Source organism: Lentiprolixibacter sp. (genome assembly GCF_982873095.1).
In genome coordinates this window covers 1-25,031 of record NZ_CEYNTP010000012.1, presented here as the reverse complement: position 1 = coordinate 25,031, position 25,031 = coordinate 1, and the positions used below count along the sequence as shown (strand labels likewise).

Sequence of the window (25,031 nt, the reverse complement as noted above, 5' to 3'; positions counted from 1 at the left end):
AACAACTGTCTTATAATGGCCTACTGCCACATCGCCCACGACTGTATTGTTGGGGACAATTGTATTTTTTCCAATAATTCTACCCTGGCCGGGCACGTTACGATAGGCGATAATGTGGTACTCGCCGGTATGGTGGCTGTCCACCAGTTCGTATCCATCGGGCAACACGCTTTTGTAACCGGGGGCTCCCTGGTAAGGAAAGATGTACCACCCTATGTCAAAGGCGCCCGGGAACCCATGTCTTATGTGGGTATCAATTCCATTGGGCTCAGAAGAAGGGGGTTCAATACTGAAAAAATCAGGGAAATCCAGAATATTTACAGGATCTTATATCAGAAGAATTATAACAATACCCAGGCAGTTCAGATTATTGAAGCCGAAATGGAGGCCACGACCGAGCGAGATGAAATCCTGCAATTCATCCGGGACTCACAACGCGGCATTATGAAGGGGTATTTTAGTACGAATTAATTTTATGGCAACAACTTCAGACATTAGAAAAGGATTGTGTATCCGCTATAATAACGACATCTATAAAATCGTGGAATTCCTCCATGTAAAACCAGGTAAAGGCCCGGCTTTTGTCCGAACCAAACTCAAGAGCGTTACTACTGGGAAGGTAATTGACAATACTTTTTCTGCCGGACACAAGATTGAGGATGTCAGGGTGGAAACCCGATCATATCAGTTCCTTTATGCAGACGGCACCACCTACCACTTTATGAACACGGACGACTACAATCAGATCGCCCTTCAGGAAAGTGCACTTGATGCGCCCGGATTACTCAAAGAGGGAGAGATAGTGACCATCATGTTCAATACAGAAGATAGCATGCCCCTCTCCGTGGATATGCCTGCAAGTGTGGTTTTAGAGGTTACCCATACCGAGCCCGGGGTGAAAGGAAATACGGCAACCAATGCCACCAAACCTGCCACGGTGGAAACCGGCGCACGTGTAAACGTTCCTTTATTCATCAATGAAGGAGATCGCATCAAGATCGATACAGAGAAGGGAACGTATATGGAGAGGGCTAAGGACTAGTACAGGCTGCTATGAAATTTCCATCTCCTCAGACACTAGAAGGCATTGCAGGCATCATAGATGCAAAATATGTAGGTGACCCCGATTTTCCTGTTTTGGGCATGAACGAAATCCATGTGGTGGAACCGGGGGACCTGGTGTTCGTAGACCACCCGAAGTATTATGACAAGGCATTGAATTCAAAGGCTACCGTGATCCTCATCAACAAGGAGGTCGCCTGTCCCGAAGGAAAAGCTTTACTCGTATCAGAGCACCCCTTTCGGGATTTTAATCGCTTAACTCAAAAATTTAAACCTTTCCGCCAAAGTCATGTCCCTGTTTCAGATTCTGCCAGCATCGGGAAGAATACCCAGATACAGCCTAACGTATTTATAGGCCACAATGTAGTTATCGGGGATAATTGTATCATTCATGCCAATGTGGCCATTTACGACAATTGTATTATTGGGGACAATGTGATTATTCATGCCGGTACTGTACTTGGGGCCGACGCCTTTTATTTCCAGAAAAAGCAGGATAAACTGGATAAGTTGTTCTCCGGCGGGCGGGTCATTATTGAAGACGATGTGGAAATAGGAGCCCTTTGTACCATTGACAAAGGCGTTACAGGGGATACCCGTATCCGGAAGGGTACTAAACTGGATAACCAGGTTCAGGTGGGGCATGATACCGTAATCGGAGAACGCTGCCTCATTGCTTCCCAGACAGGAGTAGCAGGCTGCGTTGTCATAGAAAACGAAGTAACCCTATGGGGCCAGGTTGGGGTAACCAGTGCAGCAACCATTGGGGAAAAAGCCGTAGTGCTGGCCCAAACAGGGGTGTCCAAATCCCTGCCCGGAGGGAAAACCTATTTTGGAAGTCCGGTTGAGGAAGCCCGGGAAAAACTCAAACAACTGGCTAACGTAAAACGCATTCCGGACATTTTGAATAAACTGGAAAAATAATCGGGAATCCCTATTCGGATTTCTTGCCAAACCCATATTTTTGTGCTTTAAAAAAAGGAAATGAGCGTACTAGTAAACAAAGATTCCAAGATAATTGTTCAGGGCTTTACAGGAAGTGAAGGCACCTTCCATGCAGAACAGATGATTGAATACGGTACCAATGTTGTTGGAGGTGTGACCCCCGGAAAAGGAGGGCAGGAACACCTTGGCAAGCCAGTGTTTAATACAGTGGCCGAAGCCGTCGAGAAAGTGGGAGCAGATACCTCAATAGTTTTTGTGCCGCCGGCCTTTGCAGCGGACGCTATTATGGAGGCCGCCGATTCCGGAATTAAAGTGATCATTACCATAACTGAGGGCATTCCTGTTGCAGATATGGTCAAGGTTTATGATTATATCAAAAAACGGGATTGTACCCTGGTAGGACCCAACTGCCCCGGTGTGATTACCCCGGAAGAAGCCAAGGTGGGCATCATGCCTGGGTTTGTGTTCAAAAAAGGCAAGGTGGGAATTGTTTCCAAATCGGGTACGCTCACTTACGAAGCTGCCGATCAGGTTGTGCGTCAGGGCTTAGGAATCACTACAGCCATCGGTATAGGGGGTGACCCCATAATCGGCACAACTACCAGGGAGGCCATAGAACTTCTTATCGCAGATCCGGAAACCGAATGTGTGGTAATGATCGGTGAGATTGGAGGGCAACTGGAAGCCGATGCAGCGTATTGGTACAAAGAAAATGGCAGTTCCAAACCCATTGTTGGATTCATTGCCGGAGAGACAGCCCCTGCAGGACGCACGATGGGACATGCCGGAGCCATAGTAGGAGGCACAGATGACACTGCGCAGGCCAAGAAGCGGATCATGCGCGAATGCGGGATACATGTAGTAGATTCTCCTGCTGAAATCGGAAAGAAAGTAAAGGAAGTCCTGACATAAGCTGTTAAAAACCTCACTATTACCTGGGAGGTTTTTTAATTTCTTGGAAGTTGTAATTACAATACCAGGATTAGTATCTTTAATTTTACAAAAACGAACCAAAATTTTCCACAATTATGTCCATGGATTTTAATCAAGCGTCAGACCTGTTAAAAGGGAAAACAGCTTTAATTACCGGAGCTTCTAAAGGAATAGGAAAAGAAATCGCCTATCGTTACGAACGAGCCGGAGCGGATATTGCGTTTACCTATATCTCAAGCAAGGATATAACTCATGAGCTTGAAGAAGAACTGACCGTTCGGGGCGTAAAGTGTAAGGGATACAGAGTAGATGCTTCTGACCATGATGCAACACATGAAATGGTGGCCGATGTGATCAAGCATTTCGGGAGGATAGATGTACTGATCAACAATGCGGGTATAACAGACGATGGGCTTTTATTGAGAATGAGTGAAGAAAGTTGGGACAGAGTTATCGGAATTAACCTGAAATCCTGCTTCAATACCACGAAAGCGGTCCTTCCCCATATGTTGAGGCAGCGAAGTGGTTCTATTATCAATATAAGCTCAGTTGTGGGGATCAGAGGAAATGCCGGTCAGGCCAACTATGCCGCCTCCAAAGCAGGTGTAATTGGTTTCACAAAGTCCGTAGCCCTGGAGTACGGTGCACGTGGAGTGAGATGTAATGCCATTGCACCCGGATATATTGAAACTGAAATGACGGCCAAACTTGATCCGGCAGTCGTAAAACAATGGGCGGAACAAATACCGCTAAAACGGGTTGGTAATACGGATGATGTCGCCGAAGCTGCTATGTATTTGGGATCTGATCTATCCGGTTACGTAACCGGACAGGTGCTCCAGGTAGACGGTGGAATGCTCACCTGATCATTTCTTCCAACCAACCGTTTAAATTCCAGGAAACCGCAACCATGGGGCATTTATGCCCCCTATTTTGAATGTGAAACGTATTCATGCAAGTTGAGACGGTACTCCTTTTAATTTTAGCTGCCTTTGCTGCAGGAGCTGTGGGGTATTATCAATATTATTTCAGAGCCAAAAGTCCGGGGAAATACCGGTTCTTAATGGCTTTTTTCCGATTTTTGACGGTATTCACCCTGCTTCTTTTATTAATAAATCCCCGTATTAGCCGAGAAACCTTGCGTTTGGAAAAACGCAGCTTCCTTGTCGCTACAGACAATTCCCTCTCCCTCAGGCACACCGCATCAGATGAAGCCGTGCTAAACGTCTTGGAAAATTTGAGGGATCCTGCACTTGAGACCCGATTCATTAGGAGGGACTATCAATTTTCCGGGCAGTTACAGCAGCTGGATTCCCTCTCATTTTCGGGTACTGTCACCGATATTCAAAAGGCTTTACGCGACATTAACAGTTTGTATGATCAGGATGAGGCGGTCCTCGTTCTTATATCCGATGGAAATCAAACCTATGGCAGTGACTATGAATTTTTTGGCAGTGAGAACTCAATCCCCGTTTATCCCATTGTCGTAGGCGATACCACGCAATATGAGGATGTACGCATAGAGCAGGTAAATCTTAACCGCTATGCCTTCCTGAAGAATAAATTTCCTGTGGAAACCTTTATCAGTTATCGGGGAAATAAGAGGGTGCAGACCCCATATACCATCTTTCTGGACAACCGAAGGGTTTTTAGTGAAGTTTTAACCTTGAGCCCGCAGGACAATACCAAACGCTTGACCACCTTGCTGGAGGCTAACAGTGTTGGGAACAAGAAGATTCAGATTTCACTGGGCGTTCTTGACGGGGAGCGTAACACGGCCAATAATGTTCGTAATACTTCTATTGAGGTTCTGGACGAACAGGTAAAAGTTGCCCTGGTTACGGATATCCTGCACCCTGATATCGGTGCATTGAAAAAAGCCATTGAAGCCAACGAACAGCGTTCAGTAACCATTCTGAAACCTTTGGGGAATGAACAGGACTGGTCCCGGTACGATTTGTTTATTGTCTATCAACCCAATGCCAAGTTCCAGGAGGTCTTTAGGTATATTGAGGCGGGTGGTGCGAGCAGTTTCACCATTACCGGCACACAGACAGCATGGGGATTCCTTAACACTGCACAAACTACCTTTGAAAAAGAGTATACCAGCCTGAGCGATGAAGTATTGCCCGTAGCAAATCCGGGATTTTCTGCCTTTGATTTGGGCCCGTTAGACTTTGCTACCTTCCCGCCATTGGAAAGTGCTCTGGGGGAAATCCTGATTGCCAAACCCCATGAGGTGATCCTCGAGCAACGCATACGAGGTGTAAACTTATCCGAGCCTCTTCTGGCCATAGTCCAGGAAGATGTAAAAAGAGAAGCATTACTTTTTGGTGAGAACCTCTGGAAATGGAGGGCGCAAAGCTACAGGAATGATCAAAGTTTTGATGCCTTTGATCAATTCATAGGAAAAATAATCCGCTATTTGTCAGGTAACCGATCAAAAACCCGTCTCAGCCTGGATTACGAAAAAATAATCGATCGTATTGAAAATGCCAGGGTGCGAGTTTCCTTTTTTGACCAGGCTTTTCAGTTTGAGGAGAATGCAGTAATAACCATCACCATTAAGGATGTTGAGCAGGGCACTTCGCTCGAGAGGAACCTGTTGTTGAAGAACCGGTATTACGAAGTGGACCTCAGCGACCTCGAACCAGGGGAATACGAGTTTACGGTTACTGTTGGCGGTGAGAACCTGCAAAGCTCCGGTTCCTTCACTTTACTCGATTACGATATTGAAAAACAGTTGCTTAGCAGTGATTACCGGAAGCTGGACCGTCTTGCCGGGAGGACCGGGGGCGCCTTGTACTTTCCAGATCAACTAGATACCCTAATCGCTGAACTTACCACTAATACTGCTTATCTGCCAAGTCAAAGAAGCGAGCAAAATGTCGTATCTTTGATCGATCTAAAACTCCTGCTGGCCACACTTGCACTGTCACTGACAATCGAGTGGTTCCTCAGGAAATATAACGGACTCATTTAAACTAATATTAAAATGGACAAATTACCTAAAATTGCACTGCCTACAGTGTTTATTATCATATTGGGGATCATATTGATCTCAAAATCTACAATCGTTATCGGCTCTGGACAGGCTGGGGTCTTGTATAAAACCCTTGGCGATGGTGTGGTTACAGATAAACCACCAATGGGTGAAGGATTTCACTTTGTAGCGCCCTGGAACAAGGTATATATCTATGAAGTGAGGAGACAGGAGATCTTCGAAAAAATGAAGGTGCTTTCCTCAAACGGACTGGATATCCAGCTGGATGCCTCAGCATGGTACATGCCCAATTACGACGAGCTTGGAAATCTGCATCAGAAGATTGGTGAAAACTATTTACAACGAATTCTGTTGCCAACGATCCGGTCTGCGGCCAGAAGTGTCGTAGGTCGCTATACCCCCGAACAATTGTATTCAAGCAAACGGGACGCCATACAGCGAGAAATTTATGAGGAAACTAAAAAAATTGTGGAGGAGCAGTATATCGTCCTGGACGAGGTCCTGGTGCGCGATGTAACCTTACCGCCCACGATTAAGGACGCTATTGAGCGCAAATTGAAACAGGAACAGGAATCCCTGGAATACGAATTCAGATTGGTCACCGCAGAGAAAGAAGCGGAAAGGCAACGAATCGAAGCACAGGGTAAGGCAGATGCCAACCGTATCCTCAGTGCCTCCTTGACCGACAAGATTTTGCAGGATAAGGGGATCGAGGCCACTTTAAAATTATCCCAGTCGCCTAATGCCAAGGTGGTCGTGGTAGGCTCAGGAGATGATGGCCTTCCACTGATTTTGGGAAATAATTAAGGTCTCAGAGTTTGAAGGAACAAAAATTAGTTCTAATTTTACGGCCTATGAAAAATATCAATACGCATCACCATTTTTATACTTGCACTCAGGCGAGGTAGAAAGGTAGTGTTGTATTGCAACCATATTAAAACCCGTTTGAGTGCTCAAACGGGTTTTTTATTGTAACGTAGCAATTGAACGAAAAAGAAATGGGGAATATTAAAATAGCGATTCAAAAATCAGGGAGACTCAATGAAGACTCTTTAAAAATCCTGAAAGATTGTGGTATTTCGATAGACAATGGCAGGGATCAGTTAAAGGCCAAAGCCAGGAATTTCCCACTGGAAGTTTTCTACCTGCGCAATGGGGATATCCCCCAGTATTTGCGGGATGGGGTTGTGGATATCGCCATTATAGGGGAAAACGTGCTGATCGAAAAGGGGAAAGAAATAGAAATTGTTGAAAAACTGGGCTTTTCCAAATGCCGGGTTTCTCTGGCAGTGCCCAAATCGGCAACATACCAAGGCATTAAAGATCTGCAGGGCAAGAGAATTGCTTCCTCCTATCCCAATACCGTGCGCGAATACCTGTCTGGGCACGGCGTGGAAGCAGAGCTGCACATTATCAATGGTTCCGTGGAAATCGCCCCCAATATTGGGCTAGCAGATGCCATTTGTGACATCGTTTCCAGTGGGAGTACGCTCTTCAAAAACAACCTGAAAGAGGTGGAAGTAATGCTGACCAGTGAAGCCGTCCTGGCAGTTTCCCCAAGGATAGGGGCCGAAGAAAAGGAAAAGCTTGAAGACCTGAGGTTTCGTATCCGTTCTGTTTTGGCTGCGAGGCAATCGCGCTATGTGTTGATGAACGCCCCCAACGATAAAATTGATGCAATAATTCAAATCCTCCCCGGTATGAGAAGCCCCACGGTACTGCCCCTGGCAGAAGCGGGATGGAGTTCCATCCATACCGTGATCAATAAGGATAAATTCTGGGAAGTTATTGATGAGTTAAAACGTGCAGGCGCAGAGGGTATTCTCGTTTGTCCGATCGAAAAAATGGTATTATGAAAACCGCTATAAATCCTGATATAGAACAGTGGGAAGACCTCTTTAAGAGGCCAACACCCGAATTCGGGGAGATCGAGGAGCAGGTGAAACCGGTGTTTCTCGAAGTAGCCAAAACCGGAGATGATGCCCTAAGAAAGTATACACAGCAATTCGATAAGGTAACCCTTTCTGATCTCGCATGTACGCAGGAGGAGTTAAGTACTGCCCATAGCGCTCTTACCCCTGAATTAAAAAAAGCGATTCAGGATGCCAAATCCAATATCGAAAGGTTTCACGAAGCCCAGAAAACGAAGAGGATCGAAGTGGAAACGTCTCCCGGGGTACTGTGCTGGCAGGAAAAGAAACCTATAGAAAAAGTGGGGCTGTATATTCCGGGGGGTACGGCGCCCCTGTTTTCCACTATCCTAATGTTGGCTGTTCCTGCTAAGATCGCTGGCTGCAGACAGATTGTGCTTTGTACGCCCCCAAACAACGAGGGAAAGGTACATCCTGCGATCCTCTATGCGGCTTCCCTATGTGGCGTTACGCAGGTATTTAAGGTGGGTGGGATACAGGCCATAGCGGCCATGACCTTTGGAACAGGATCTGTACCCAGGGTGTACAAAATATTCGGCCCGGGGAATCAGTACGTTACCATTGCAAAACAACTGGCCACTCAATATGGGGTTGCCATTGATATGCCCGCCGGACCCAGTGAGGTCATGGTAGTTGCCGATAGCTCTGCGGAACCTGCCTTCGTGGCGGCCGATTTGTTGAGCCAGGCAGAACACGGGGCCGACAGTCAGGTAGTGCTCGTCACCACTTCAAGGGACATGCTTACACGTGTGCGGGAAGAGATTGTACAACAGTTGCAAGAGCTTCCGAGAAAGGAGGTGGCACTTAAAGCTTTGGATAACAGCAAGTTGGTCTACGTAGCAAAATTGGAAACTGCCATTTCTATGATTAACTACTACGGGCCAGAGCACTTAATACTGAGTTGCGAGGAGGCTGAAAAAGTATCAGAGCAGGTACTCAATGCGGGTTCGGTTTTCCTGGGGAATTATACGCCTGAAAGCGCAGGGGATTACGCTTCAGGTACAAATCACACCCTTCCCACCAATGGCTATGCCCGGCAATACAGTGGCGTAAACCTGGATAGTTTTACGAAAAGCATTACCTACCAGCGCATTTCGGAGAAAGGGATCCGGCAGATCGGGCAAACAGTGGCCCTCATGGCAGAAGCAGAGGGACTGCAAGCACACAAGAATGCCGTCATGGTAAGACTGGCGGCACTTGAAAAGAAAAGGGGAACTATATCTTAGGAAGAAGGAAGCATGCAATCGCAATTTGATCTAAAACGTTTGGTCAGGGAAAATGTACAGCACTTAAAACCCTATTCCTCCGCCAGGGATGAATACACGGCAGGTGGGACTAAAATGGTGTTCCTGGATGCCAATGAAAACCCCTTTGACAATGGTTTAAACCGTTATCCGGACCCCCAGCAAAGGGTGGTTAAGGAGAAATTAGCGGAATATAAAGAGGTGCCACCAGAAAAGATATTGCTGGGAAATGGAAGCGATGAAGTTTTGGACCTGATATTCCGGGCATTCTGTGAACCCCACATAGATAATATCATCACAGCACCACCAACCTATGGGATGTACAAAGTCCTGGCCGATATTAACGCCATAGAGAACAGGGAAGTACTATTACAAAATGATTTCAGCTTAGATATCACGGGAATACTTAGGGCGGTAACCCCCAAAACCAAAGCGGTATTCATTAGCTCTCCCAACAATCCTACCGGAAATAGTTTTGAGGAAGCACAAATTCAGGAACTGCTTGAGGGATTTCCAGGCCTGGTGGTTGTAGACGAGGCCTATATCGATTTTACAGAAGGGAAGAGCTGGATAAGGGAATTGCCAAAATACCCCAACCTTGTGGTTACCCAGACCTTTTCCAAGGCAATGGGAATGGCGGGGATCCGATTGGGGATTGCTTATGCTTCCCCTGAGATTCTGGAGGTCCTTAATAAGATCAAACCTCCATATAACGTAAACGCCCTTACCCAACAGAAGGCGCTGGAGCAGTTGCACAATACCGAAATTTATGAAGCACAGGTAAGCAAGATACGAGAGGAGCGGGAGAAACTGATGGCGGCCTTAAAAGAGATCCCCTTTGTCATCGAGGTTTTCCCCTCCGACGCGAATTTTGTCCTTGCCAGGATAGACGATGCCCAAAAAAGGTACAGGGAATTGATAGCGCGGGGCATAGTGGTCCGCAACCGTTCAACCCAGCCGAGGTGCGAAAACACCTTAAGGTTCACAGTGGGAACCCCTGATGAGAATGTAGCCCTGATAGAGACGCTAAAGAAATTATAGGCATGCGAGAAGAAAAGAGAATTAAAGTACTGTTTATCGATCGTGACGGCACCCTGATCAGGGAACCAGCAGACGAACAGATCGATGCTTTTGAAAAAATTGATTTTTACCCAGGTGTATTTACCTATCTGGGTAAGATCGCAAGGGAACTGGATTACGAGTTGGTGATGGTTACCAACCAGGATGGCCTGGGAACGGAAGCCTTTCCGGAATCAGACTTCTGGCCTGTTCAGGAGTTTATTGTAAAAACACTTAAGCAGGAAGGGATTCAGTTCAATGCGATCCACATCGACAAGACCTTTCCCTATGAATATGCGGATACCAGAAAACCGGGAACAGCTTTGTTGCAGTCCTATTTTCAACCTCCCTATGACCTGGCCAATTCCTTTGTGATCGGAGACCGGCTGACCGATATTGAACTGGCTAAAAACCTCGGAGCACAAGGCATATTCATCAACAACGAGACCCAATTGGGGACAGGCGAAATACAAGCCGGGGAAGAGGAGATCCGCAAATGTATCGCCCTGGAAACCACAGATTGGGACAGGATCTATGAATTTCTGAAGTTAAAAGACCGTACAGCCGTTGTGCATCGCAAAACCAATGAAACTGATATCCACCTTATCCTTAATCTTGACGGAACAGGACAGGCGGATATCACAACAGGCCTGGCCTTTTTTGACCATATGCTGGATCAGCTGGCCCGTCATGGGCAGATTGATCTCAGCCTGCAGGTAAAAGGTGATCTGGAAGTAGATGAGCACCACACCATTGAAGATACGGCCATAGCCCTTGGAGAAGCTTTTTACAAGGCCCTGGGGAGTAAATTAGGTATTGAACGCTATGGTTTTGTGCTTCCCATGGATGATTGCCTGGCACAGGTAGCGCTGGATTTCGGAGGTAGGAACTGGTTGGTGTGGGACGCAGAATTTACCAGGGAAAAGATCGGGGATATGCCTACAGAAATGTTTATGCATTTCTTCAAATCCTTTACGGATAGTGCCCGGGCCAATCTGAATATAAAAGCGGAAGGCACCAATGAACACCATAAGATCGAAGCGATCTTCAAGGCATTCGCCAAGGCTATTAAAATGGCGGTAAAACGGGATATAAACAATATGGTGCTTCCCTCCACCAAGGGAATGTTGTAATCGAGTACAGATGAAAATTGCTATTGTTGATTACGGGGCCGGGAATATACAGAGCATCAAATTCGCTTTTAAGCGTTTGGGATATACCGCGGAACTCACCTCAAATGAGGATGAAATTCGAAAAGCAGACAAAGTCATTTTCCCTGGTGTAGGGGAAGCCAGCAGCGCTATGCACAAACTGGAAAATAGCGGTCTGGATAAGGTAATTCCGGAGTTGACCCAACCTGTTCTTGGTATTTGTTTGGGAATGCAGTTGATGTGTTCCTACACGGAAGAGGGGCCAACCAGGGGGCTCGGGATCTTTGATGTTGATGTTGTAAAGTTTAATAATAGCGTAAAGGTCCCACAAATTGGATGGAACCAGATCAGCGAGCTGAAGTCGGCCTTATTTAAGGATATCCCCGAAAAGTCCTATATCTATTTGGTTCACAGCTATTATGCTCCATTGTGTAAGGAGACTATCGCGGTCTCGGATTACGTACGTTCCTACAGTTCGGCATTGATGAAAAATAACTTTTACGGGGTTCAGTTCCATCCGGAAAAAAGCAGTGAAGTGGGGGCAAGGATATTAAAGAATTTTATCGATCTATAATCCATGAGAATAATTCCGGCAATTGATATTATCGACGGCAAATGTGTCCGGCTTTCCAAAGGGGATTACGATACGAAAAAGGTGTATAACGAAAATCCGCTGGAAGTAGCCAGGGCCTTTGAGGACCATGGGATTCAGTATTTGCATCTGGTAGACCTGGATGGAGCCAAAGCCAGTCATGTGGTCAACTACAAAGTCCTGGAGACCCTGGCATCCAAGACACAGCTTAAAATTGATTTTGGTGGGGGCATCAAGTCAGATGAGGACCTGCATACCGTTTTTGAAAGCGGGGCAGAACAAGCTACCGGTGGAAGTATTGCGGTAAAGGATCGCAGCACCTTTCTTGGATGGCTGCAGCGCTATGGGGCTGAACGCATTATCCTGGGTGCGGATTGCCGTGACGGACAGATTTCTGTTTCCGGCTGGCAGGAAGCTTCCACTGAAGAAGTTGTCCCATTTATCAAGGGGTACCAAAAAAAAGGGATCTCCTACGTAGTTTGTACGGATATCAGTAAAGATGGGATGCTGGAGGGCCCTGCATTTTCACTTTACAGGGAAATCTTAAACAAAACCGCCAGAATAACAACCGAGATAGGACCCAGCGGTGTACAGGACAGGGAAGTCCCGGGAATCAAACTCATTGCTAGCGGTGGAATTTCCAACATTGACGAGCTACCTGTTCTGGCTCAACTGGGATGCGAAGGAGTAATTATCGGGAAGGCCCTATATGAGAACCGCATTTCCCTTAAAGCATTGGAAGATTATATACTGGCAAATTCATGAATACAGAAAACATAGCATTAGCTGCCCTGGTTGAAAGCCTGATTTTCCGTATGGATGAAAAAACGGAAATGAACCTAAAATGCCTTGGGCTACTGAGTGAAGAGGAGCTTTGGTTAAGGCCTAATGCAGCTTCCAATAGTGTGGGAAATTTACTTTTGCACCTTTGTGGCAATATTGGCCAGTATATTATTTCCGGACTGGGACAGCAAGCAGATACACGGGAAAGGGAACTGGAATTCTCTACAAAAGGGGGATATTCCAAAAAAGTATTGCTGGACCGTTTTCAGGAGGTGCTGGAACATGCGAAAACCATTCTTCGGGAAACGGATTCGGAAGCATGGCTGAAAACCTACCGGATTCAGGGATTTGAACTTACAGGTATTGGTATTGCCGTGCACGCAGTAGAACACTATGCCTACCATACCGGTCAGATTGCCTTTTGGACCAAATTACTGAAGGAACAGGACCTTGGCTTTTATGACGGCATTGACCTAAATGAGAAAAACGAGATATAGCATGCTAACAAAGAGAATTATACCTTGTTTGGATATTAAAGATGGTCGCACCGTAAAGGGGGTGAACTTTGTCGACCTGAGGGACGCAGGCGATCCCGTGGAACTCGCTGCCCGCTATGCAGAGGAAGGTGCTGACGAACTTGTTTTTCTAGACATCTCTGCTACTGAGGAAAGGCGGAAGACCCTGGCCAACCTGGTTTATCATGTAGCGGAAAAGGTCAATATCCCCTTTACCGTGGGAGGTGGCATCTCTTCCGTTGCTGATGTGGATGTACTTTTAAAGAACGGTGCGGATAAAATTTCGATCAATTCTTCTGCGGTGAAAAACCCGCAGCTCATCAATGATCTGGTGGCTAAATTCGGATCGCAGTGCATTGTAGTTGCGATTGATGCCAAACAAATTAAAGGGGAATGGAAAGTTCACCTTGTTGGTGGGAAGGTGCCCACTGATGTAGAGCTATTCAGTTGGGCCAGGGAAGTTGAGGAACGGGGAGCAGGGGAAATTCTTTTTACCTCAATGGACCATGACGGCACCAAGAATGGCTTTGCCAACGAGGCCCTGGCGCGCTTGTCAAGCGAGCGCAATATTCCTGTAATTGCTTCCGGAGGGGCAGGCAATATGGAGCATTTTGCAGATACTTTTATTCATGGAAAAGCAGATGCGGCGCTTGCTGCCAGTGTATTCCACTACAGGGAAATGGAGATAAAGGAATTAAAAGAACAACTTAAAGAGCTAGGTATCCCTATGCGGGTCTGAAGCAAATTAAAACAGAAGTACAATGCAAATTGATTTTAAGAAAAACTCGGATGGCTTAGTACCAGCTATCGTGCAGGATGCTGAAACCAGGAAAGTACTCATGCTGGGATACATGAACGAGGAGGCCTGGAATACCACCCAGACATCAGGTCGCGTTACTTTTTACAGCAGGAGTAAGAACCGGCTTTGGACCAAAGGCGAAGAGAGTGGTAATTACCTGAATTTCCTGAGTGCTAAGGTAGACTGTGACTCGGATACCCTGCTCATTCAGGCAACACCTTTAGGACCCACCTGTCATACGGGAACAGCTACCTGTTGGGGAGAGGACAATGCAGCGAGTTATGGCTTTCTCTCTCATTTAGAGGAAATTATTGCCCAACGCAAGAATGCTGATGCAGATGACAGCTATGTGGCTTCCCTGTTCAGAAAAGGGATCAATAAGATTGCCCAGAAAGTTGGGGAGGAAGCCGTGGAAACCGTGATCGAGGCTAAGGATACTGATACCGACCTTTTTTTAAACGAAGCAGCAGACCTGCTGTTCCACTATATGATCTTATTAAAGGCCAAAGGGCATAACCTGCACGAAGTAGCAACACTGCTGAAATCCCGGCATAAGTAAGAGGGCTACCACCAAACCACAAAGAACTTTTCGTATTCTGAGTTGGGTTTCTTCCTCCATAGCAGGGGAGACTGCTGTTTTATCATACGAACATTTACTTCGAGTAGAACTTCATAATAACTCATCCAACTGACACTATCATTGGGATCTATGACCCATTCATATTTATAGGGAATGTAATACTCATCTGAACGGAAGGCTGCCGAATCAAAAGCCTCAAAACGGATCCAGTAGCCGGAAACGCAAGCCGTGTTCAGAGGCCGGATATGTGAACGGTCTGATCCGTAGGGGATAAAAAGCTGTGCTTTAAAGCAAACTCTGGGATGGATCTCTGCCTCCTGTAAATCGTGGGCTTGTTTCAGGGCTTTCCCTTGCGGAGTATTAAGCAGTCCCAGTTGTTCCTCCCTTATTTTATCGAGCTTTGTGAAGAACATATCGCGCTTGTTTGGTCCCATCAGGCGGTGGATAGGTTCGGACATCTCCGGGTTTATAATGTAGAATTTGTAGGTGAGTTCTACATGGAGGAATTCATTTTTTAAATTGTCTTTTAGTATGAAATCCACCTCTCCCAACGTGTTTTTACCTTCTCTGATGGGGACATTATAAAGCAGAAGCGTGTATTGCTTGGATTGCGCTATACATTGGCGAAATATGAATTCCATCTGGTGCCCGAGCCTGATGCCTTCAGGAATGCTGGGGGCTTCCAATCTTTCCTGGTCTATTTCGGGAAAAGCGAACTGCTCCAGCCCAAATTGTTGTTTAACCCATAAGGGAGGGGTGCGAAGAAATCCCAGGTACCTAAGTAAGGTGGTAGTTGGCATACTGACGAAAATACAGGAAACCGTTAAGTTTTCATTAAAACCCCGGAGGGTTCTGTGAAATGTAGTATTTTGGCTAGTGCTATGGAAACTCGGAAAGGATTTCATTTTACTTCATATTCGGCTCCTGATCAAACCCCTTTTGAGAGGCTGTTCGAAATATTCCAGGAACTGATCACGCATACCTCCGGGGATGTTGAGGAGGCGCTGGATTGGCTGCGGGAATTGGACAAGGAGTATGAACTTACTGATGAGGACTACACCATTGATGATTTCATTGAAGACCTTAAAGCTAAGGGGTACATACGAGAGGAGTTTGAAGATGGAGGAGAAACAGGTGAGGGTGCACCAGGAGACGGGGCATTGTCCATAACCGCTAAGATGGAACGTATTATCAGACAGCGGGCACTGGAACAAATTTTCGGAAAACTAAAAAGGAGTGGGTCCGGAAGCCACAGGACGCGCAAAGCCGGGCGGGGTGACGAGCATACAGGAGATTACCGGGAATATCGCTTCGGGGACTCCCTGGATCACATTTCCATGACAGAAAGCCTGAAGAATGCACAGATCAATCACGGGACCGATGCCTTTTCCCTGACTGAAGACGATTTGGTGGTCGAAGATACACATCACAAGGCACAGATGAGTACCGTCCTGATGATCGATATTAGCCATAGTATGATCCTGTATGGGGAAGACCGGATTACCCCGGCCAAGAAAGTGGCCATGGCCCTGGCCGAACTCATTACTACCCGTTATCCAAAGGATACACTGGATGTCCTGGTTTTTGGAAATGATGCCTGGCCCATCGCCATAAAAGACCTCCCGTACCTGAAGGTGGGACCTTACCATACCAATACTGTGGCGGGCTTACAACTGGCCATGGATATGCTGAGGCGAAAAAGGAATACTAACAAACAGATCTTCATGATCACTGATGGAAAGCCCAGCTGCCTGCGGATGCCGGATGGGAATTATTACAAGAACAGCGTTGGCCTGGACGACTATATTGTCGAGAAGTGTTACAATATGGCGCGTCAGGCGCATAAGCTGCACATTCCCATAACTACCTTCATGATTGCACAGGACCCTTACCTGATGCAATTTGTGCGTCATTTTACCGAAGCAAACAAAGGCAAGGCATTTTTTACAGGCTTACAGGGACTGGGGGAAATGATTTTTGAAGATTATGAGCAAAACCGAAAAAGAAGATTAAGGGGATAAACGCATTCCCTGTGGATATACAGCACTATGAAAATGAAACCTGAAAACATAAAAACACTGGGGGAACTGAAGGCCTCCGGATACAAAAGCAGGTCGATAAAAGACGAATTGAGAAGTAACCTGCGCGACAAGATCAAAAAAGGGGAGACCGTTTTTGAAGGGGTGTGGGGATACGAGGATTCGGTTATCCCGGAATTAGAACGGGCTATACTTTCCCGTCACAACATCAACTTACTGGGCCTAAGGGGGCAGGCCAAGACCCGACTGGCACGTCTTATGGTCAACTTGCTAGATGAATGGATTCCCGTAGTGGCCGGATCAGATATAAATGATGATCCTCTGAGTCCGATATCCCGTTATAGCAAGGAGCTCATTGCAGAGAAAGGTGATGAGACCCCTTTGGATTGGCTGCATCGCGATGAGCGTTTCTTCGAAAAGCTCGCTACACCAGATGTCACCGTCGCTGACCTGATCGGTGATGTTGATCCCATCAAAGCCGCCAATTTGAGACTGTCCTATGCGGATGAACGTGTCATCCATTTTGGGATGATCCCCCGTGCCCACCGCTGTATCTTTGTGATCAACGAACTACCCGATCTACAGGCCCGCATACAGGTATCCCTGTTTAATATCCTGCAGGAAGGCGACATTCAGATCAGGGGATTCAAATTGAGACTTCCCCTTGATGTGCAATTTGTTTTTACGGCCAACCCTGAAGATTATACCAACCGCGGGAGCATTGTTACCCCTTTGAAAGACCGTATAGGCTCTCAGATCCTTACCCATTATCCTGAAGAGATCCCGACGGCAAGGAAGATCACCGAGCAGGAAGCCGTGCTTGATGAAGAGCAGACGGCAGCTATCCATATTCCTGAGCTGGCGAAGGACCTGCTGGAGCAAATCAGCTTTGAAGCAAGAAAGAGTGAGTATGTGGATGTGAAAAGTGGGGTGAGTGCCAGGACCAGCATCACAGCCTATGAAAACCTGCTCAGTACCGCAGAAAGGAGACTTTTGAATTCAGGGGAAGAAAAGACCACAATCAGATTGAGCGATTTTATGGGAGTGATTCCGGCAATCACCGGGAAGATCGAACTGGTTTACGAAGGGGAACAGGAAGGGGCGGATACCGTTGCCCTTCACCTCATCGAAGAGGCCATTAAATCAATTTTTCCCGAATACTTCCCGGAAATCAAAAAGTTGGAACACAAGGATGCGGAAACGCCTTATGACGACCTTACCTATTGGTTTTTTAATGGGGAAGGCTTTGAACTTATGGATGAAGCAAAGGAAGAGGAGTACAGGAGCAGCCTGGATGATATCCGTCCCCTGAGGCAATTGATTAAAAAGTATCAGCCCGATGTTCCGGAATCAGATCGTTATTTTCTTATGGAGTTCATACTTTGGGGCCTTGTGGTCAACAAGAAATTGAGCAAACACCGGTTTGTACAAGGTTACCAGTTCAAAGACCTCTACGGCAGTTACATCAGTAAACTATAAAACAAAAGCCCTGGAACCACCAGGGCTTTTTATCGCCATAACACAAGAGATTCTCGTTAGTGCCAAGAATCAATGTTTTCGTTGATATTGTCAAAATTGTAGGGTCCTACACGCCTTCGCCTGTGCGAAAAGAGCAGCATGGTCAACAGTATTAAAAGGACCTGCAGGGATAATATGGTGGCCCCCATCAATCTAAAATTTTCAGGAAGCATGTATTCTTCATACCGGGAGGCGCTGAGCATCACGTATACGGTATCTGAAGCCTTAAACAGATATATCATTAGGATTGCATAAAGCCCGTATTCGAGGTTGCGCATCTGTGGATCTACAAACTCCCTTTCGCTGATCTTGAACCATATCACGTAGAGATACAGAAAATGAAAGGATGAGAGTATGGGGAAGATGTAGTTGTCTACCTTAAAAAAATAGAAACGATCTGTATAAAGGCCATAGAAGTTAAGGACGATCAGTATAGGTAAGACGATCAGACTTAGCACCAGGCAGGTTTTCCAGTTAATAAGCTTCAGTAAATTGCTCATCTATTTATATTCGGGGGATTTGGGACTGTTTTCAGGATATAAAACGACAGCCTATTTTCCTTTATTTCAAAAAATTCGATGAACTGTTCCTAATGTTGAGAAGGTGTGGAATTGTGTGGTGAAATCCCGGAATATCAAAGGATGAAAATGCATTTCATCGGAAAAGTTAAAAGGGTTTAGTTCCTCTTTAACGGATATCGTTTCATATGGGTTAAACTTCGCCATATCCATTCCAGGGGTCCGTAGTAAAAACGGGCTAACCACCATCGGCTGATAAGCATTTGAAGCAGGATCACGACTAAGGCCAGAAGGAAGGTATACCTGCTGGGGATACTTGCCAGATAGCCCAATCCCCACCCGAAGAAAATAAAGGTGCCTAATATGCTTTGCAGTACATAATTTGTCAGGGCCGTCCGTCCGTAGGGGGCAAATATCCGCAGCCAGCGCTCCCCTTTTATCTTACCATACAAGTAAACAAACAGTGCAATCAACATAAAGGTCATCGCTACATTGACGAGATCAAGACCGGTTAGGCCAAACATCGCGAGCCAGCTATCAAATGTAACTGCCGGCCCTAATTGTGAAAAGCAAGCTGCAGTAATTACGATCCCTGCCGCAAAGAGAACAAGGGAACCATAAAGCACATCCCGCATCAGCGGCCAATTTTCCCTGAAATTTTCAAAGAACTTAATACGTCCCGCATATAAACCCAGCAGAAAGAAAGCAAAAGTGAGATAACCACGTGAGAAAATGCCAAACTGGAAATCCATTTTCGCAAGCTGTCCATCCGTGGCATTTGAGTGCATAACTTCTGTCAGTGATCCCGATTTAAGGAGTTCAAAATAGGCTGCGATTTCCGGACTGTTGGGATCTAATCCCCCGGTCATAAAAAGGCTGTCTCCCCCGGAAAAGAGGAAAACAACATACCTGCCTATACCCAGCAGCAGTACGGCGGATACACCCAATACCCAGGGGGCCTTTACTTTATAGAAGGGTACCAGGAAGATCCCCAGCAAGGCATAGATCGTAAGGATATCCCCGCGGTAAAACATGTGGTGGATATACCCTATAGCGAATAACAGGGCCAACCGCCATAAAAATCGCCACCGAAAATCCTGTCCTTTTTGGTGGGCACTGTCCATTTGTATGAAAAAACTCAGCCCAAACAGAAAGGAGAACAGGGCAAAGAACTTACCCCTTAAAAAAAGCATGATAAATCCTTCAACCACATAGTCGATGATATCAGGATGGGTGGCGTCCAAAGCACCCTCAGGCGTAGGGGAAGCGATATAATTCTCTACAACATGTACAATTACAATTCCAGCCAAGGATATCCCCCTCAGCGCATCGATGATTTCTATGCGCCTTTTTCCAGATGGTGCAAGTGAACTATTCATGCTGGTTCCCGATGATTTAATAAGAGTAAAAGGCTATCTAATACATGTGTCGGGGAAACACAAAAAAAAGGCCCTTATGAAAAAGGGCCTGTTATTTTTTAGGAAAGCCACTGCTTGCGATCGGCTATTTTGGCAATTAATACCAAAAGGATACCAATAATCACTACAATCAAAGGCATTACAAGCCCCTGAAGGGTTCCGAATATTTCCGTAGCATTGGTAGCAAACAGGTTGTAACCGGTCTGGGCGACTATACCCAACAAAGAGACCAGCAACAGGGGCCTGGCCCACCTTTTTCTAATGAGCAGTGCGATACAGCCCAAAAGCCCGCCCCAAACGGCAATAGCAAAAGCAGCGGTAACCCATGCCGGCCGGCCTTCCAGTAAGGTGAGCTGTTCAGCAGTATATTCAGCTTTCATTTCTTCTGTAATAAATGCCTGTCCCAGATAAGCCAGAACGCCTATCAAATTCCAGATCAAAGCCAGTACTGATACTACCCAATACCAGGTGGCTGGTTTTGTTTTGTTTGTCATTTGTATTTGGTTAAAGTTGAATTTATGGAAGTAATGTACAAAAAAGTCGGAGATTTATATTTTGCTTCCTATTTTAACCCACCGCAGTTCACGTAATGAAAGCAGTAGTTCAATACGGCTGTAGGAGCATGAATAGCCAAATGGAGAGACATTATTACCTGATTCGCTTACAATATCTGGGATTCCGGTACAGTGGCTGGCAACGGCAACCCGGTCAAAAAACCATAGAAGGGATGCTGCGTAAAACCTTGAAGTTTGTATTGTCAGACAGGCGATACAAACTCCTGGGAAGTAGCCGGACAGATGCCAGGGTTTCCTCACTTGATGGTGCATTTGAACTATTTCTTGAAGGAGCACCCATCGATGACCTGAATGCCTTTAAAGACGATTTCAATTCAAATCTACCTCCGGATATCCGGATTCTGGGGATAAGTGCGGTTACAAAGTCCTTCAATATCATAAATGACAGCTCTTACAAGGAATATCATTACCTGTTTGCCTTTGGAGAGAAACTCCATCCTTTTTGCGCTCCTTTTATGGCTGGGTTTCCCTGGGACCTGGATATTGATCTCATGCAAAAGGGCGCTTCCCTGTTTATCGGCTCACATAATTTTAAGGCCTACACCACCCGATCTGATTATGAACGCTCCTATGTACGACAGGTTGGGGTATGCAAGCTCAAGGAAAATACCGAGATCACAGCAAATTTCTTTCCAGAGAAAAGCTATGTCCTGGAAGTAGGCGGGACCGGTTTTCTTCGCTATCAGGTCCGGATGATCATGGGGGCACTGGTGGAATTGGGTCGGGGCGAATTACAACTGCATCAGCTGGAGAGGTCCCTTCAGGATCCGGATGCCCTTGAACTTTCTTACATCGCCCCAGGATCGGGCTTGCATTTGAATCAACTCAAATTCAAAACCTAAGCTGATTTTTTTTGTACATTGAAGCAAAGGAATAACCATGCCCTTATGGCTTAACATACTGATCCTCCTGGCTGCAGCGTATTTGCTGATCAGCTTGCTGGTATATTTCCTGCAGGACTACCTGCTTTTTAAACCCGAAAAGCTTCCGGCAGACTTTCAATTCGACTATGAGAACCAGGAAACGGAAGAATACAATATTGAGACCCGGGACGGGGCGATCATCAATGGCCTGCGGTTTAAGGCCAAAGATCCAAAAGGGATCGTCTTCTATCTAAAAGGCAATTCCAAGAGCATCAAGGGCTGGGGCAAGTTTGCGGTAGATTTCACCCGTCATGGGTACGATGTGCTAATGGTGGATTACCGGGGTTTTGGCAAGAGCACGGGCAGACGGACGCAGAAAGCAATAAAGCGGGATATGCAAGTGATCTACAACAAGATCAAGGAGAAGGTGGCAGAAAAATACATCATCCTCTATGGCCGTTCCCTGGGCTCAGGTTTTGCTGCCAAGCTCGCCTCAATGAACAACCCCCGCATGCTGATCCTGGATGCCCCGTATTACAGCCTTAGCAAAGTGGGGAAACGCTATATCCCCTTTATGCCCCTTTCCCTTTTACTAAAGTTTCCCATGCCCACCTATAAATGGCTTAGGTATGTGGAGTGCCCCATCCATATCATCCATGGCACGGACGATAAATTGATCCCATATAAAACCAGCGTAAGGCTGTCCAAAATAAAGCCAAGACTCACCAAACTGTATACCGTGATTGGAGGGGGTCATAAAGACCTGCATACCTTTGAGTCGTATCACAGTATGTTGAGTGAGATCATCACTACCAAACCTAAGACCATTAACCTTTCAGGATCCAGCCTGGAGCGTGCACTAACCTCAAAAAAGGCTGATGCGCAGACTTAAAACGATATTTGGTTTTACACTTGGTGCTTATTTAATTGCCCTTATCATGCTTAATTTTTTACAGGAAAAACTGATTTTTCTTCCAACCAAATTACCCCAGGACTATCACTACTCTTTTTCTACACCTTTTAAGGAGCTGTTTCTTTCGACTCCGGATGGGGCCCGGCTCAATGCGTTGTGGTTCAAAAGGCAGGAATCCAGGGGGCTCATCCTGTACTTCCATGGGAATGCTGGGAATTTATCCCGCTGGGGAGATATTGTCCAGCCACTGGTTAGGAAGGGATATGAGGTTCTGGTGATGGACTATCGCACATATGGCAAAAGCATCGGAACCCTTAGCGAACAGGCCTTGTATTCAGATGCTCAACTTTTTTATGATTTCGGAAAAGAACATTATGCGGAAAATGAAATCATTCTCTACGGACGGTCCCTGGGCACAGGAATGGCAACCCAACTCGCTGCTGAGAACCGACCATCACTTTTACTCCTGGAATCACCGTATTACAGCTTATTGGATATAGGGGAAAGGCGCTTCCCCTGGCTGCCCGTAAGTTGGTTTATGAAATATCCTTTCAGGTCCTATGAAGCTGTGCAGGGTGTACAGTGTCCTGTGCGGATTTTCCACGGCACGGATGACCGGGTAGTCCCGTATGAATCCGGGCGAATGTTGTTTCAGAGCATTCCAGGAAAAGACAAGCAATTTTTTGCGATACAGGGGGGAGGCCATAACAATCTCGCTGCTTTTCCCAGCTTCCAGGAGGCAGTAAATTCCGTTCTGGACTAAGGGTTATTCGAAAAGGTCAGAAGAAAGGTAACGATCGCCACGGTCACAAACTATAGACACAATAACCCCTTCGTCTAAGGTTACTGCTAACCGCAAAGCTGCAGTGGCTGCTCCACCGCTGCTCATCCCGGAAAAGATGCCTTCTTTTTTAGCCAATAAACGGGCCATATCAGCAGCCTCATCTTCACTGACCTCCATAATCTGGTCAACCCTGGCCGGATCAAAAATGCTGGGCAGGTATTCCTTTGGCCATTTTCTTATGCCGGGGATGCTGGAATTGTCAGTGGGTTGCACGCCTATTATCTGGATATCCGGATGCTGCTCCTTGAGATAGGTGGAAGTGCCCATAATGGTCCCGGTGGTACCCATAGCAGACACGAAATGGGTTACCTTTCCCTGGGTAGCCTTCCAGATTTCGGGACCGGTGGTATGATAATGTGCTTTCCAATTATCATCATTGCCGAACTGGTTTAACATCACAAAGCCTTCTTCCTTAACTTTTTTTTCTGCGTAATCCCGCGCACCTTCAATTCCGGCCTCTGCTGGGGTAAGGACTACACGGGCCCCGTAGGCCCTCATGGTTTGTACGCGTTCCCGGGTAGCGTTCTCCGGCATTACCAGCTCAATATTCAACCCGTAAATCCCGGCGATCATGGCGAGGGCAATGCCTGTATTACCGCTTGTTGCCTCGATAAGGGAGGTGTACTGGCTGATATCGCCCCGTTCCAGACCACTTTTGATCATGTTGTAGGCAGCACGGTCTTTTACGCTGCCCCCGGGATTGTGGCCTTCCATTTTGAAATAGAGGTCCACATTTTTGTTAGGGTTGAGCACGCGCGATTTTACGAGGGGGGTATTCCCGATGAGATCAAGGAGGTTATGAGACATCTGCCTGGGTTTTGATTTTTATTTCAGGCGTATGGAATACTTTGGAATTCGGTGGAACTGATGCCGTTAACCAGGCGTTACCGCCAATTACACTGTTTGCACCAATTACTGTTTCCCCGCCGAGGATGGTGGCATTGGCATATATGGTCACGTTTTCTTCTATTGTGGGGTGCCTTTTTGTATGCTGCAGGTCCTTGGCCACATAAAGGGCGCCCAGGGTTACCCCCTGATAGATCCTCACATGGTCTTTTATGATGGCTGTTTCCCCGATTACTACCCCGGTGGCGTGGTCAATAAAGAAGGATTTCCCAATCTGTGCCCCCGGATTAATATCAACACCCGTTTGCCTGTGGGCGTATTCGGTCATAAGCCTGGGCACCAGCGGAAAGCCCTTTTTATGGAGTTCGTGGGCTAGACGGTAAATTGCAATGGCATAGAAGCCTGGGTAGGCCAGGTAAATTTCTTCTATAGAGTGCGACGCCGGATCACAATCAGCTATTGCCTCGGCATCCAGGTTTAGTTTTTCCAGTACTCCCGGCAGTGTTTCCAGGTAGTTGGCCCAAATCTTATTGCAGGGCTTCTCAATGTTCCAGCACGCCAGGTGGACCAACTCATCAAACAATTCTTCCAGCCGGTCGATGTTCTCGGGCACCGGAGTTTCGATATCGAAGAGGGTCATAAAGAGCAAGTCTGTAAAAGCTTCAACTTTTCGCTTTAATCGAAACCTCAAATTGGGCTGCTTCTTATTCGCCTTTATTTTTGAAATAATCTTTTCTTTACTCATAATCCGCCTTAGTGAGTCAACCAAAATTACGTATAAATGACAGGGATGGGCATTCAAATTGGTTAACTTTAGCTTAAAATTTGTCGCATGTCACAGCCCGTAATTACAAAAGAAACCCTAAGATTTCTCGCGGAATTAAAGGAAAACAACAACA

Annotated in this window: 27 protein-coding genes; 21 read left to right on the top strand and 6 right to left on the bottom strand. The window is 46.4% G+C overall.

All coding sequences use genetic code 11. From position 1 onward, the window contains the following. From AC4E7D_RS01820 to hisIE, 16 genes are all read left to right on the top strand, one after another. Window positions 1–471 (top strand): acyl-ACP--UDP-N-acetylglucosamine O-acyltransferase (locus AC4E7D_RS01820; RefSeq protein ID WP_490172095.1); only part of this gene is annotated, 471 nt, incomplete at its 5' end. 4 nt (window positions 472–475) lie between these two features. Next, window positions 476–1,042, top strand: a complete 567-nt coding sequence (gene efp, locus AC4E7D_RS01815; protein ID WP_490172094.1) for an elongation factor P — start codon at window positions 476–478, stop codon at window positions 1,040–1,042. An 11-nt stretch (window positions 1,043–1,053) separates the two neighbouring features. Continuing rightward, window positions 1,054–1,986, top strand: coding sequence for a UDP-3-O-(3-hydroxymyristoyl)glucosamine N-acyltransferase (locus AC4E7D_RS01810; protein ID WP_490172093.1), 933 nt, complete (start codon window positions 1,054–1,056; stop codon window positions 1,984–1,986). Between the two features lie 60 nt (window positions 1,987–2,046). Continuing rightward, window positions 2,047–2,919 carry a succinate--CoA ligase subunit alpha gene (gene sucD, locus AC4E7D_RS01805; protein ID WP_490172092.1) on the top strand — a complete coding sequence of 291 codons (873 nt, stop codon included), beginning with the start codon at window positions 2,047–2,049 and terminating at the stop codon, window positions 2,917–2,919. Window positions 2,920–3,041: 122 nt separating this feature from the next. Further along, window positions 3,042–3,806, top strand: a complete 765-nt coding sequence (fabG, locus tag AC4E7D_RS01800; RefSeq protein ID WP_490172091.1) for a 3-oxoacyl-[acyl-carrier-protein] reductase — start codon at window positions 3,042–3,044, stop codon at window positions 3,804–3,806. A gap of 278 nt (window positions 3,807–4,084) precedes the next feature. Further along, the gene (locus AC4E7D_RS01795; RefSeq protein WP_490172090.1) at window positions 4,085–5,923 is read left to right on the top strand and encodes a VWA domain-containing protein; all 1,839 of its coding nucleotides are present in this window, start codon (window positions 4,085–4,087) and stop codon (window positions 5,921–5,923) included. Between the two features lie 12 nt (window positions 5,924–5,935). Further along, window positions 5,936–6,751 (top strand): prohibitin family protein, encoded by an 816-nt coding sequence (locus tag AC4E7D_RS01790; protein WP_490172089.1) that lies wholly within the window; start codon window positions 5,936–5,938, stop codon window positions 6,749–6,751. Between the two features lie 191 nt (window positions 6,752–6,942). After that, complete coding sequence (gene hisG / locus AC4E7D_RS01785; protein WP_490172088.1) at window positions 6,943–7,800, top strand: ATP phosphoribosyltransferase; 858 nt, start codon at window positions 6,943–6,945, stop codon at window positions 7,798–7,800. Further along, window positions 7,797–9,101 carry a histidinol dehydrogenase gene (hisD, locus tag AC4E7D_RS01780; RefSeq protein WP_490172087.1) on the top strand — a complete coding sequence of 435 codons (1,305 nt, stop codon included), beginning with the start codon at window positions 7,797–7,799 and terminating at the stop codon, window positions 9,099–9,101. The genes hisG and hisD overlap by 4 nt, the downstream gene beginning before the upstream one ends. 12 nt (window positions 9,102–9,113) lie before the next feature. Beyond that, window positions 9,114–10,160: a histidinol-phosphate transaminase gene (gene hisC / locus AC4E7D_RS01775; protein ID WP_490172086.1), complete on the top strand. Its 1,047-nt coding sequence runs from the start codon at window positions 9,114–9,116 to the stop codon at window positions 10,158–10,160. 2 nt (window positions 10,161–10,162) lie between these two features. Continuing rightward, a complete protein-coding gene (gene hisB, locus AC4E7D_RS01770; protein WP_490172085.1) occupies window positions 10,163–11,311 on the top strand; it encodes a bifunctional histidinol-phosphatase/imidazoleglycerol-phosphate dehydratase HisB in 1,149 nt (382 codons plus the stop codon). Between the two features lie 10 nt (window positions 11,312–11,321). Then, window positions 11,322–11,903 carry an imidazole glycerol phosphate synthase subunit HisH gene (hisH, locus tag AC4E7D_RS01765; protein WP_490172084.1) on the top strand — a complete coding sequence of 194 codons (582 nt, stop codon included), beginning with the start codon at window positions 11,322–11,324 and terminating at the stop codon, window positions 11,901–11,903. Between the two features lie 3 nt (window positions 11,904–11,906). Further along, complete coding sequence (hisA, locus tag AC4E7D_RS01760) at window positions 11,907–12,686, top strand: 1-(5-phosphoribosyl)-5-[(5-phosphoribosylamino)methylideneamino]imidazole-4-carboxamide isomerase (protein WP_490172083.1); 780 nt, start codon at window positions 11,907–11,909, stop codon at window positions 12,684–12,686. Beyond that, window positions 12,683–13,201 (top strand): DinB family protein, encoded by a 519-nt coding sequence (locus AC4E7D_RS01755; protein WP_490172082.1) that lies wholly within the window; start codon window positions 12,683–12,685, stop codon window positions 13,199–13,201. Before hisA ends, AC4E7D_RS01755 begins: the two co-directional genes overlap by 4 nt. A 1-nt stretch (window position 13,202) precedes the next feature. Continuing rightward, window positions 13,203–13,958: an imidazole glycerol phosphate synthase subunit HisF gene (gene hisF, locus AC4E7D_RS01750; RefSeq protein WP_490172081.1), complete on the top strand. Its 756-nt coding sequence runs from the start codon at window positions 13,203–13,205 to the stop codon at window positions 13,956–13,958. 22 nt (window positions 13,959–13,980) lie between these two features. After that, a complete protein-coding gene (hisIE, locus tag AC4E7D_RS01745) occupies window positions 13,981–14,577 on the top strand; it encodes a bifunctional phosphoribosyl-AMP cyclohydrolase/phosphoribosyl-ATP diphosphatase HisIE (RefSeq protein ID WP_490172080.1) in 597 nt (198 codons plus the stop codon). Window positions 14,578–14,582: 5 nt separating this feature from the next. Here hisIE and AC4E7D_RS01740 read toward each other — a convergent pair whose 3' ends face one another. Next, a complete protein-coding gene (locus tag AC4E7D_RS01740; RefSeq protein WP_490172079.1) occupies window positions 14,583–15,398 on the bottom strand; it encodes a DUF1853 family protein in 816 nt (271 codons plus the stop codon). Between the two features lie 81 nt (window positions 15,399–15,479). Here AC4E7D_RS01740 and AC4E7D_RS01735 point away from each other — a divergent pair, with 81 nt between their 5' ends. Both AC4E7D_RS01735 and AC4E7D_RS01730 read left to right on the top strand, forming a co-directional pair. Then, complete coding sequence (locus AC4E7D_RS01735) at window positions 15,480–16,619, top strand: vWA domain-containing protein (RefSeq protein WP_490172078.1); 1,140 nt, start codon at window positions 15,480–15,482, stop codon at window positions 16,617–16,619. Between the two features lie 33 nt (window positions 16,620–16,652). Next, entirely contained in the window at window positions 16,653–18,116 is a 1,464-nt protein-coding gene (locus AC4E7D_RS01730; protein WP_490172096.1) for an AAA family ATPase, read from the top strand. Between the two features lie 56 nt (window positions 18,117–18,172). Here the strand turns inward: AC4E7D_RS01730 and AC4E7D_RS01725 are convergent, their stop codons facing one another. The 3 genes from AC4E7D_RS01725 to AC4E7D_RS01715 form a co-directional block, all read right to left on the bottom strand. After that, window positions 18,173–18,655: a hypothetical protein gene (locus AC4E7D_RS01725; protein ID WP_490172077.1), complete on the bottom strand. Its 483-nt coding sequence runs from the start codon at window positions 18,653–18,655 to the stop codon at window positions 18,173–18,175. Between the two features lie 176 nt (window positions 18,656–18,831). After that, window positions 18,832–20,052 carry a DUF418 domain-containing protein gene (locus AC4E7D_RS01720; RefSeq protein WP_490172076.1) on the bottom strand — a complete coding sequence of 407 codons (1,221 nt, stop codon included), beginning with the start codon at window positions 20,050–20,052 and terminating at the stop codon, window positions 18,832–18,834. A gap of 98 nt (window positions 20,053–20,150) precedes the next feature. After that, the gene (locus AC4E7D_RS01715) at window positions 20,151–20,585 is read right to left on the bottom strand and encodes a hypothetical protein (RefSeq protein ID WP_490172075.1); all 435 of its coding nucleotides are present in this window, start codon (window positions 20,583–20,585) and stop codon (window positions 20,151–20,153) included. A gap of 128 nt (window positions 20,586–20,713) precedes the next feature. Between AC4E7D_RS01715 and AC4E7D_RS01710 the strand changes: the two genes are divergently transcribed. Genes AC4E7D_RS01710 through AC4E7D_RS01700 form a run of 3 tightly spaced genes read left to right on the top strand, consistent with a single transcriptional unit; the run spans window position 20,714 to window position 23,205 of the window. Continuing rightward, window positions 20,714–21,508: a tRNA pseudouridine synthase A gene (locus AC4E7D_RS01710; protein WP_490172074.1), complete on the top strand. Its 795-nt coding sequence runs from the start codon at window positions 20,714–20,716 to the stop codon at window positions 21,506–21,508. A gap of 37 nt (window positions 21,509–21,545) precedes the next feature. Then, complete coding sequence (locus AC4E7D_RS01705; protein WP_490172073.1) at window positions 21,546–22,421, top strand: alpha/beta hydrolase; 876 nt, start codon at window positions 21,546–21,548, stop codon at window positions 22,419–22,421. Further along, a complete protein-coding gene (locus AC4E7D_RS01700) occupies window positions 22,408–23,205 on the top strand; it encodes an alpha/beta hydrolase (RefSeq protein WP_490172072.1) in 798 nt (265 codons plus the stop codon). Before AC4E7D_RS01705 ends, AC4E7D_RS01700 begins: the two co-directional genes overlap by 14 nt. A gap of 3 nt (window positions 23,206–23,208) precedes the next feature. On the opposite strand, the gene cysM is transcribed toward AC4E7D_RS01700, so the two are convergent. Next, window positions 23,209–24,093, bottom strand: coding sequence for a cysteine synthase CysM (cysM, locus tag AC4E7D_RS01695; protein ID WP_490172071.1), 885 nt, complete (start codon window positions 24,091–24,093; stop codon window positions 23,209–23,211). After that, window positions 24,083–24,877 carry a serine O-acetyltransferase EpsC gene (gene epsC / locus AC4E7D_RS01690; protein ID WP_490172070.1) on the bottom strand — a complete coding sequence of 265 codons (795 nt, stop codon included), beginning with the start codon at window positions 24,875–24,877 and terminating at the stop codon, window positions 24,083–24,085. The genes cysM and epsC overlap by 11 nt, the downstream gene beginning before the upstream one ends. Between the last annotated feature and the right edge of the window lie 154 nt (window positions 24,878–25,031).

Coding starts and splice junctions, on each gene's coding strand:
- AC4E7D_RS01730 (WP_490172096.1), top strand. CDS start 16,653: ATGAAACCTGAAAACATAAAAACACTGGGGGAACTGAAGGCCTCCGGA.
- AC4E7D_RS01810 (WP_490172093.1), top strand. CDS start 1,054: ATGAAATTTCCATCTCCTCAGACACTAGAAGGCATTGCAGGCATCATA.
- AC4E7D_RS01755 (WP_490172082.1), top strand. CDS start 12,683: ATGAATACAGAAAACATAGCATTAGCTGCCCTGGTTGAAAGCCTGATT.
- fabG (WP_490172091.1), top strand. CDS start 3,042: ATGGATTTTAATCAAGCGTCAGACCTGTTAAAAGGGAAAACAGCTTTA.
- AC4E7D_RS01700 (WP_490172072.1), top strand. CDS start 22,408: ATGCGCAGACTTAAAACGATATTTGGTTTTACACTTGGTGCTTATTTA.
- AC4E7D_RS01720 (WP_490172076.1), bottom strand. CDS start 20,052: ATGAATAGTTCACTTGCACCATCTGGAAAAAGGCGCATAGAAATCATC.
- efp (WP_490172094.1), top strand. CDS start 476: ATGGCAACAACTTCAGACATTAGAAAAGGATTGTGTATCCGCTATAAT.
- hisIE (WP_490172080.1), top strand. CDS start 13,981: ATGCAAATTGATTTTAAGAAAAACTCGGATGGCTTAGTACCAGCTATC.
- AC4E7D_RS01740 (WP_490172079.1), bottom strand. CDS start 15,398: ATGCCAACTACCACCTTACTTAGGTACCTGGGATTTCTTCGCACCCCT.
- AC4E7D_RS01705 (WP_490172073.1), top strand. CDS start 21,546: ATGCCCTTATGGCTTAACATACTGATCCTCCTGGCTGCAGCGTATTTG.
- AC4E7D_RS01735 (WP_490172078.1), top strand. CDS start 15,480: ATGGAAACTCGGAAAGGATTTCATTTTACTTCATATTCGGCTCCTGAT.
- hisF (WP_490172081.1), top strand. CDS start 13,203: ATGCTAACAAAGAGAATTATACCTTGTTTGGATATTAAAGATGGTCGC.
- hisH (WP_490172084.1), top strand. CDS start 11,322: ATGAAAATTGCTATTGTTGATTACGGGGCCGGGAATATACAGAGCATC.
- AC4E7D_RS01790 (WP_490172089.1), top strand. CDS start 5,936: ATGGACAAATTACCTAAAATTGCACTGCCTACAGTGTTTATTATCATA.
- hisC (WP_490172086.1), top strand. CDS start 9,114: ATGCAATCGCAATTTGATCTAAAACGTTTGGTCAGGGAAAATGTACAG.
- sucD (WP_490172092.1), top strand. CDS start 2,047: ATGAGCGTACTAGTAAACAAAGATTCCAAGATAATTGTTCAGGGCTTT.
- hisG (WP_490172088.1), top strand. CDS start 6,943: ATGGGGAATATTAAAATAGCGATTCAAAAATCAGGGAGACTCAATGAA.
- epsC (WP_490172070.1), bottom strand. CDS start 24,877: ATGAGTAAAGAAAAGATTATTTCAAAAATAAAGGCGAATAAGAAGCAG.
- hisB (WP_490172085.1), top strand. CDS start 10,163: ATGCGAGAAGAAAAGAGAATTAAAGTACTGTTTATCGATCGTGACGGC.
- AC4E7D_RS01725 (WP_490172077.1), bottom strand. CDS start 18,655: ATGAGCAATTTACTGAAGCTTATTAACTGGAAAACCTGCCTGGTGCTA.
- AC4E7D_RS01710 (WP_490172074.1), top strand. CDS start 20,714: ATGAATAGCCAAATGGAGAGACATTATTACCTGATTCGCTTACAATAT.
- hisA (WP_490172083.1), top strand. CDS start 11,907: ATGAGAATAATTCCGGCAATTGATATTATCGACGGCAAATGTGTCCGG.
- AC4E7D_RS01715 (WP_490172075.1), bottom strand. CDS start 20,585: ATGACAAACAAAACAAAACCAGCCACCTGGTATTGGGTAGTATCAGTA.
- hisD (WP_490172087.1), top strand. CDS start 7,797: ATGAAAACCGCTATAAATCCTGATATAGAACAGTGGGAAGACCTCTTT.
- cysM (WP_490172071.1), bottom strand. CDS start 24,093: ATGTCTCATAACCTCCTTGATCTCATCGGGAATACCCCCCTCGTAAAA.